The 7759-nt window shown below is 58.3% G+C and carries 4 protein-coding genes and 1 pseudogene; 3 read left to right on the plus strand and 2 right to left on the minus strand.

What is annotated here, in order from left to right; all coding sequences use genetic code 11:
• Positions 1-44: 44 nt before the first annotated feature.
• Positions 45-2525, plus strand: coding sequence for a TonB-dependent siderophore receptor (locus AC3WWR_RS16995; protein ID WP_492598902.1), 2481 nt, complete (start codon positions 45-47; stop codon positions 2523-2525).
• Positions 2526-2726: 201 nt separating this feature from the next.
• On the opposite strand, the gene AC3WWR_RS17000 is transcribed toward AC3WWR_RS16995, so the two are convergent.
• Positions 2727-3065 carry a DUF6124 family protein gene (locus AC3WWR_RS17000; protein ID WP_083349539.1) on the minus strand — a complete coding sequence of 113 codons (339 nt, stop codon included), beginning with the start codon at positions 3063-3065 and terminating at the stop codon, positions 2727-2729.
• A 684-nt stretch (positions 3066-3749) separates the two neighbouring features.
• On the opposite strand from AC3WWR_RS17000, the gene tli1a reads away from it, so the two are divergent.
• The gene (gene tli1a / locus AC3WWR_RS17005; protein ID WP_081648137.1) at positions 3750-4271 is read left to right on the plus strand and encodes a Tli1a family immunity protein; all 522 of its coding nucleotides are present in this window, start codon (positions 3750-3752) and stop codon (positions 4269-4271) included.
• Positions 4259-6600: pseudogene (locus AC3WWR_RS17010) on the plus strand (T6SS phospholipase effector Tle1-like catalytic domain-containing protein). The gene tli1a and the pseudogene AC3WWR_RS17010 overlap by 13 nt, the downstream one beginning before the upstream one ends.
• Positions 6601-6773: 173 nt before the next feature.
• On the opposite strand, the gene AC3WWR_RS17015 reads toward AC3WWR_RS17010, so the two are convergent.
• Positions 6774-7730 (minus strand): alpha/beta hydrolase, encoded by a 957-nt coding sequence (locus AC3WWR_RS17015; RefSeq protein WP_492598903.1) that lies wholly within the window; start codon positions 7728-7730, stop codon positions 6774-6776.
• Between the last annotated feature and the right edge of the window lie 29 nt (positions 7731-7759).

A 7759-nucleotide genomic window follows, 5' to 3' on the forward strand; every position in this document is an offset into this window, starting at 1 on the left:
TAACAAAAAATCTGCACGACACTTTTCAGGAGCACAGGCAAGTAATGCGATCTCTTCCACGCCGTACCCCTCTCGCGCTGGCCGTACAGCGCCCGTCACTGCACAAAACGCTGTTGACCAGCGTCCTGTTGACCGCCACGTTGCTGGGGAGCTCGATGGCCAACGCAGCGCCTGTAAAAGTGAGTATTGCCGTGCAGCCGCTGTCCAGCGCGCTGACCCAACTGGGCATGCAGACCAATCTGCAAATCCTCTACAGCCCGGACCAGGTGGCCGGCATCAAGTCCCGCGCGGTGTCCGGCTCGCTGGAGCCTTCCGCGGCCCTGGCCGAGATGCTCAAGGGCACCGGCATTTCGTTCCAGATCAACGGCAACAGCGTGACGCTGGTGTCGGGTGGCTCGTCGAGCCTGCAACTGGGCGCTACCACCATTTCCGGCCAGGCCCTGGGCCTGACCACTGAAGACACCGGCTCCTACACCACGGGTGCGACTACTACCGCCACCAAGCTGCCGCTGACCCTTCGCGAAACGCCGCAGTCGGTGACCGTGGTGACCCGTCAGCAGATGGACGATCGCGGTGTGACGAGCGTCGCCGATGCGCTGCGCAACACCCCGGGTGTCACCGCCCAGAAGTACGACAGCGACCGTACCGAATTTTCCGCCCGAGGCTTTGCCATCACCAACTTTCAATACGATGGCGTCAACATTCCCTACGACGGCGTGTACGGTGAAAACCCCAACAACAGCGATGACGCTGCAAGCCTCGATCACATCGAAGTCATCAAGGGCGCGACCGGCCTGATGACTGGCGCCGGCGACCCGGCGGCCACCGTCAACCTGATCCGCAAGAAACCAACCAAGGAATTCAAGGCCTCGGTCAGCGCCACCGCCGGTTCCTGGGACAACTACCGTACCGAGGGCGACATCTCCGGCTCGCTGAACGATAGCGGCAGCGTGCGCGGCCGTTTCGTCGGTGCCTTGCAGGACAAAGATTCCTACATCGACCACTACAGCCAGAAGAAAGACCTGTACTACGGCATCCTCGAAGCCGACCTGACCGACGATACCCTGCTGACCCTGGGCGTCGACAAATCCAGCGCCACCCCTCGCGGCAGTTCCTGGACCGGTAACTCGCCGTTCTATTCCGACGGTGGTCGTACCGATTTCTCTCGCAGCTTCAACCCGGGTTCCGATTGGAGCCGTCGTGACTTCGACAGCACCACCTATTTCGCTTCCCTGGAACAGGCACTGGCCAACGACTGGAAATTCAAGGCCACGTTCGACCAGAAAACCACCGATCACGATACCCAACTGGCCTCCGCCAGTGGTGGCAACCCGGATCGCAATACCGGCGAAGGCATGTTCTTCTACTGGGGGCGCTGGGAAGGCCATCGCGTACAGAACACCGCTGACGTCAACGTTTCCGGCCCGTTCAGCCTGGGCGGTCGCGAACATGAACTGGTGGCGGGTTTCATGACCTCCCATTCCCGCCAGACCGGTGCGACCTACGACAGCAGCGAGTTCGGGCTGGTGCCGGGCGACATCTTTGACTGGAAAGGTCACATTGCCAAACCGGAGTTTCCGAAAAACGGCAAGTACGAACGCACCCAAAGCCAGAACGGCGCGTACCTGGCCACCCGCCTGCGCCCGACCGACGACCTGTCGATCATCCTCGGCGGCCGTGTCAGCACCTTCAAGTACAACGAGGACTACACCTATTATCCGGGCGCGAGCCTGGCTGACACCCATGCCAGCTACAAGGAACACGGCGTTGTCACGCCTTACGCGGGCGTGGTCTATGACCTCGACGACACGTACTCGGTGTACGCCAGCTATACCAACATCTATCAGCCACAAATCTACAAGGACGCCAGTGGCAAGACCCTGGACCCGGTTGAAGGCGACAGCTACGAGACCGGTCTGAAAGCGGCCTACTTCGAAGGCAAACTCAACGCCAGCCTGGCCTTCTTCCGCATCGAACAGGACAACGTCGCCCAGTACGTCACCACGGATACCACCACCGGCCAGGACGTTTACAAGCCAATCTCCGGCGCCACCACCAAGGGTGTGGAGCTGGAAATGGCCGGTGAACTGGCCGAAGGCTGGAACCTGTCGGCCGGCTACACCTACGCGCGTTCCCGCGACAAGGACGAACAACGCATCTTCGGCTTCCCGTTGGCCACCACCAAACCGGAACACGTCGTGCGTACGTTCACCACCTACCGCCTGCCCGGCGCCCTGGACCAAGTCACCGTCGGCGGCGGCGTCAGCTGGCAGAGCGCGTTCTACGGCCAGAGCTTCAATCCGAGCGTCGATGGCAGCGGGCAAGGCGCCACCGTCAACCTCAAGCAAGGCGGCTACACCCTCGTCGACCTGATGACCCGTTACCAGTACGACGAACACCTGAGCTTCACTGCCAACGCATACAACGTCTTCGACAAGAAATACCTGACCGGCCTGGGCAACTTCGGCACCACCTTCTACGGCGAGCCGCGTAACTTCCAACTCACCGCCAAGTACGATTTCTGAGTCGCGAAGCTGAAATTAACAATGCCCGCATCGTGAGATGCGGGCATTTTTTGTGGACCGATATTGGCGATGCCCATGATGCCGCCTTCGCGAGCAGGCTCGCTCCCACAGGGGATCTTCGGTGTGCACAAAATCCGCGTTCACCTCGATCAATTGTGGGAGCGAGCCTGCTCGCGAAGGCGGCCCTCGCCCCAACATTGATTATTCAGGCGGATCGATCCGGTCCAACGCCCGGTTTACCGCCAACTCCCCCAACATGATCACCTGGGCAATCCCCAACAACGAATGACGACCTGTCCCTTCCATATGATCCGCCAGATCCAACGCCATGACATTGGCCGAAGCCAGAGACTCACAGGCATGAGCCAGCAGGGTTTCGACATCGAGCTCAGGGTTGACGATGAACATGCTGCAGAGCTTGCGTGGGGTGGACTGGATGTCGGCGGCCGAGGGGATGCGGTCGTTGGGATTGTTTGGGTCGGAATTTTCTGACGAGGGTGTCGGATCGCGGTCCGGCCGATTCGGCGTTTCTCTGATCATATGCTGATTACTCCTGAATGGAGCCGCCAACTCTTCTCTACTAAAAGAAGGGTGGCGGCTGGACGCAGGTTAGTAGACCGGGGAGATCAGCATTTACCGGCGCGCCGAAGCGCCCTGCGCCAGCCACCATCAAGTTCAGGGATGGGATACCTGATTGACAGAGCCTGTACACCTTACTGATAACACCACGGGCTACTAAACCCGATCACTGACAATCAGTGACCCGAGCCAAGTTACCGAGCGACCCCAAGGCGCACAAGCCGGCGGATTCTGGAGTAACTGTAGGCAACGACGCAAGGTGCTGTGGCTTTCTGGAAGTAACTTGTCGGGCTTTTAAACAGACTTGAACCCATCCGCGGGAAAGCTGTGAAAAAAGATCAATCAACGCTCGATCTGCCCCGTCCAAAGTCGCTGTTCTCCACCCCTTCGAAAAGACCGTAAAAAATCCTACATCAAAAGCGCTACGACACAGAGACCAATCCTACACGCGCCGTAGATGTTTCCTATATCCCCGCCTGTTTACTTTTTGAGAGGTTTTCAAGTCTTAACAGCGGGTGAAAAGGGCACCGCCCTGAACGCTCATCCAGGCCAGGGAAGTCTGAACATGAACAATCCAACTCCGGTCTTTCCACCAAAATCGCCAAAATCTTGGGTTTCTGATTTTAAGCAAAGGAGTTGCTAGTAATGCAAACAATGAAAAGGAAAGAAAGGGGACTATGGTTGCTGGGCGGGGCGACATTTATGCTGCTTGGGTGCACCCCTGCGGATAACAAGATGGCAGGCGGCAATATAGAGGCCGTCAATCATACAGTCCATGCTATCAACTGGTTATCGGTGAACGGCTATCGTGCTCATGGCGGAGGGGGAAGTTCGTGCTGCATTATTATGCCGACCAAGTGGCGTCCTGGCTTGAAGGCGCATATTGAATGGGAAGTTGACCCTGAACCTTTTGCAAAATTAAAACGAAGACAAACAGGGTATGGCTTCGATGAAGAATCATGGGCTCAGCACGAAGCTAATTTTCAACACCACAGTGCCAGCGTAGATATTCCAGAGTGGCCAGGCACAGAATCGTGCGACCTTAAAGTGCATTTTTTAACGTGCAATCGTGTCAAGGTCACTACCGCTTGCGCGGTGTATAGCCAACCTAACTATCCAATCAATGAACCTATGCAGATGAAGGAGCCAGCTGTATGTCCGAAATAAAAAACAACTCAAAGTCTAAAGCCTGGGCACCACCGGTATTCCCTTTAGAGGGGCGTCTTCCGGCGGATGTTCGGATCGTCACAAAAAATTATCAAAAACACACTTATGAGGAGGATCGCTTCCAGCGGACACCTGATGCTCAAGGGCGGCGCTCACAACTTTTCTGTTGTTGCCACAGTCTGCACATCAGCCTGTTTTTCGATGGCACAAATAACAATGACAACAACGACACCAAGAATAATCACCCGAGCAACATCGCCAAGCTGTTCCATGCCTCGCTTCAAGGCACTGAGGCCAAAAAGAATGGTTACTTTTCCTACTATATGCCCGGTGTGGGCACGCCCTTCCCTGAAGTTGGCGAATTGGACTACAGCGAAGACGGGCTGAAATATGCCACCGGCGGTGAAGACCGCATCAACTGGGCTCTGGTTTCCGTCTTTGACGCTTTGCATACGGCGCTTAATGGAACTCCACTTTCTCAGGATCGACGGGCGAAAGCCGTCGCCTCTATGAGCACGTGGAAAGCTCCACTGATGTTTGGCGCCGGCCCCAGCAAGCGCAGGCAGGTGATGAAAGAAGTGCTCGGTACCTTGCTAGACCGCGTGGAGCGGGCCACACCCAAAGTATTGGGCGTCAAGCTGTACATATACGGGTTCTCCCGCGGCGCAGCAGAAGCCCGGACCTTCGTCACCTGGCTCAGCCAGTTGTTCGAAACCCCGGAGGGGGCGGAACTACCGTCACAGAGCCTGATCGGCCTGCCGGTGAGCGTCGAATTCCTTGGCATACTGGACACCGTGGCCTCAGTGGGCATCGCTAACGTGGCACCATTTTTTGCCGGGCACATGGACTGGGCCGATGACAGCCAGTTGTTGCCGGAGGCAAAAACCTTTCCGGAGCTCGTCAAATGCTGCCGACATTTCGTTGCGTCTTTCGAACAGCGTGCGTGTTTTCCGCTCGATTCGATCCGCAACGAGGATGGCCAATACCCGGCCAATACCTATGAAGTGGTGTACCCCGGTGTGCACTCCGATGTCGGGGGTGGCTACCCGAAAAATGATCAGGGCAAGGCCCGTGGTGGCACCAGTGAGCTAGTGTCGCAGATCCTCCTGCATGACCTGTATGCCGAAGCCTTTGCGGCTGGCGCGCCGCTGCAGGTGCCGGAAACAGTGCTGTCGGAAAGGCTGAAACTAGAGAAAGTGTGGCGCGCCCTGAGTCCTGCAACTGACAGGGAATTCGGACTTAGCGAAGCACTAGTCGAACGCTTCAACGCTTGGCGCCAAACCCTACCGGGCTAGCGACTAATGAAACCTCCAATACTTCACCCTCGAAATACGTGCCACAACAGCTGAGCACCACCGTGGAAGAAACCCTGGTCGATCAACTGGGATGGATCACCGGCTGGCGCATTGGCCATTATGCCAACGACTCACTGCAAAACAACGACAGCTACAAACTCCAGCCTTTCTTCACTCAGGCAACAGAGGCAACGGCCGAGGAAGCCGAGAAAGGGCGTGAGAACTATAAGAAACAGCAAGATATCGCCCTGGGAAATCGCCTGAAATCACCACAAGCGGCAACGAATCATCCCGGCCCGCCGATCTATGAGCCACAGATCGACAAGACCCAGCTCAGCCAGGCCGCCGCCGAATTCAAGCGCGACTACCAAGGCCTCAAACGCGAGCAGACCCACTGGAGCGCCGAGATCACCGATGTGCTGTTGCGCGACACGATCTACCTGCTCAATGAGAACGACGAGGCACGGGATCACGCGGCTATTCACGAAGCGGGCGAGCGACGTGCCAAGCAACTGTTTAGTGACGACTGGGGTACGCCGAGCAAGGATCCAGTCATGGCCCTGTTGGTGGCGCTGTTCGATGACCAGGTGCACGACTCACGCGCATGGTTCATGCATGACAAGCTGAAATCCCGGGAGCTGTGGGCCGGTTACTTCTTCTACCGCATGACCTACTTCGGCAATGACAATAGCCGCGAGCTGTCGCCGGTGGTGGTGGCTGGGCGGGTATTGGGCGTGGCGATGCTGGCCGGGGCCACGGTGTATGGCATCAAGCGCGGCGGTGCACTGGGTGGGGTTGGCGGGTTGGCGGCGGGTATTGGCGGGGCAACCATCGGTTACCAGGTCATCGACAAGGCCAGCGGCCTGGCCCTGCCGTTCCTGCCCGGTGCCGAGCAACTTTTGCAACCTACCGCCCACATTGGCGAGTTGGTGACCGGCCTGAAATGGCAGATTGCTTCAGAAGACTACGCGCAGCGCATTGATAGCGTCACCGCCATGTTGCGCGCATCGGGCAACTTGTTCGAGCTGACCTGAGGGGTTCTTACCAGAGGAGATGTTCGGCAAATCCAAAACCCAGATTGCAAACAGTTCATTTGTGGGAGCGAGCCTGCTCGCGAAGGCGATAGACGCCCCACCAAAAGTCCTTGCGCCGGACACAATAAGGCCGCCATCCCTTTTATGGAGATGGCGGCCTTTTTCATCTCAGATCACAACCGCGACCGCACCCACCCCGCCACTTCCGCATGAATCCCTTCCACCTCCCTCAACAACCCCGCCATCCGCAAAAAGTCATGGGTCATGCCCGGTTGTTCCAGCAACGTCACCTCATTCCCCGCCGCCCGCAAACGTTCGGCATACGCCAACCCTTCATCATGCAACGGGTCATAACCGGCCAGGTACACCAGCGCCGGCGCCAAACCCGACAGGTCGTCAGCCAGCAACGGCGAGCAGCGCCAGTCGGCCAGGTCCGCAGGCGTGCGTGCGTAGTGGGCGTAGAACCAGTCCAGGGTCGGGGTTTCCAGGAGGTAACCTTCGGCAAAATCCCGGTGCGAGGCGCAGTGGGTGGTGGCATCTGTGACCGGGTACACCAGCAGCTGCGCCTTGGGTTTCAGCGCCAGTTCCGCAGGCTCGCGAACGGCGATGATCGACAACACCGTGGCCAGTGTCGCGCCGACGCTGTCACCGGCCAGTGCCACGCGGGTGGCGTCCAGGCCACGGGGGGCGCCTTCGCGTACCAGCCAGTTGCCGGCGTCGCAGGCGTCTTGTACCGGGGTTGGGAATTTCCATTCGGGGGCCAGGCGATAATCCACGGTCAACAGGGCAAAACCACCCTGGGCTGCGAGGCGACGACATAGGGCGTCGTGGGAATCGAGGCTGCCAACCACGTAGCCGCCGCCGTGGAAGTACAGCATCACCGGTTGCAGGCCGTCGAAGGGTTGGCCGTCGCGATACAGGCGCGCCGCGAGGCTGTGGCCGTCGCGGGCGGGGATGGTGAAGTGGTCGCAGGCAATGTGGTCCAGTGGTACATCGAGGAAGCTGGAAGAGGCTTCGAAGTCGATCCGTGCCTGTTGCGGGGTTTGTTCGTGCATTGGGCGGCTTTTGCCGGTGAGGCGACCGAACATGGCGAGTTCGAGGAAAGCTTCAAGTTCTGGCAGTAGGGCCATGGGGGGAGTCCTTTTACACAAAGAGGTCA

The sequence above is a fragment of the Pseudomonas sp. EB271-G4-1 genome (genome assembly GCF_058791355.1).

What these genes read in the sequence shown, in the direction of transcription:
- AC3WWR_RS16995 (WP_492598902.1), top strand. Translation starts at nt 45, where the DNA reads ATGCGATCTCTTCCACGCCGTACCCCTCTCGCGCTGGCCGTACAGCGC.
- AC3WWR_RS17015 (WP_492598903.1), bottom strand. Translation starts at nt 7,730, where the DNA reads ATGGCCCTACTGCCAGAACTTGAAGCTTTCCTCGAACTCGCCATGTTC.
- AC3WWR_RS17000 (WP_083349539.1), bottom strand. Translation starts at nt 3,065, where the DNA reads ATGATCAGAGAAACGCCGAATCGGCCGGACCGCGATCCGACACCCTCG.
- tli1a (WP_081648137.1), top strand. Translation starts at nt 3,750, where the DNA reads ATGCAAACAATGAAAAGGAAAGAAAGGGGACTATGGTTGCTGGGCGGG.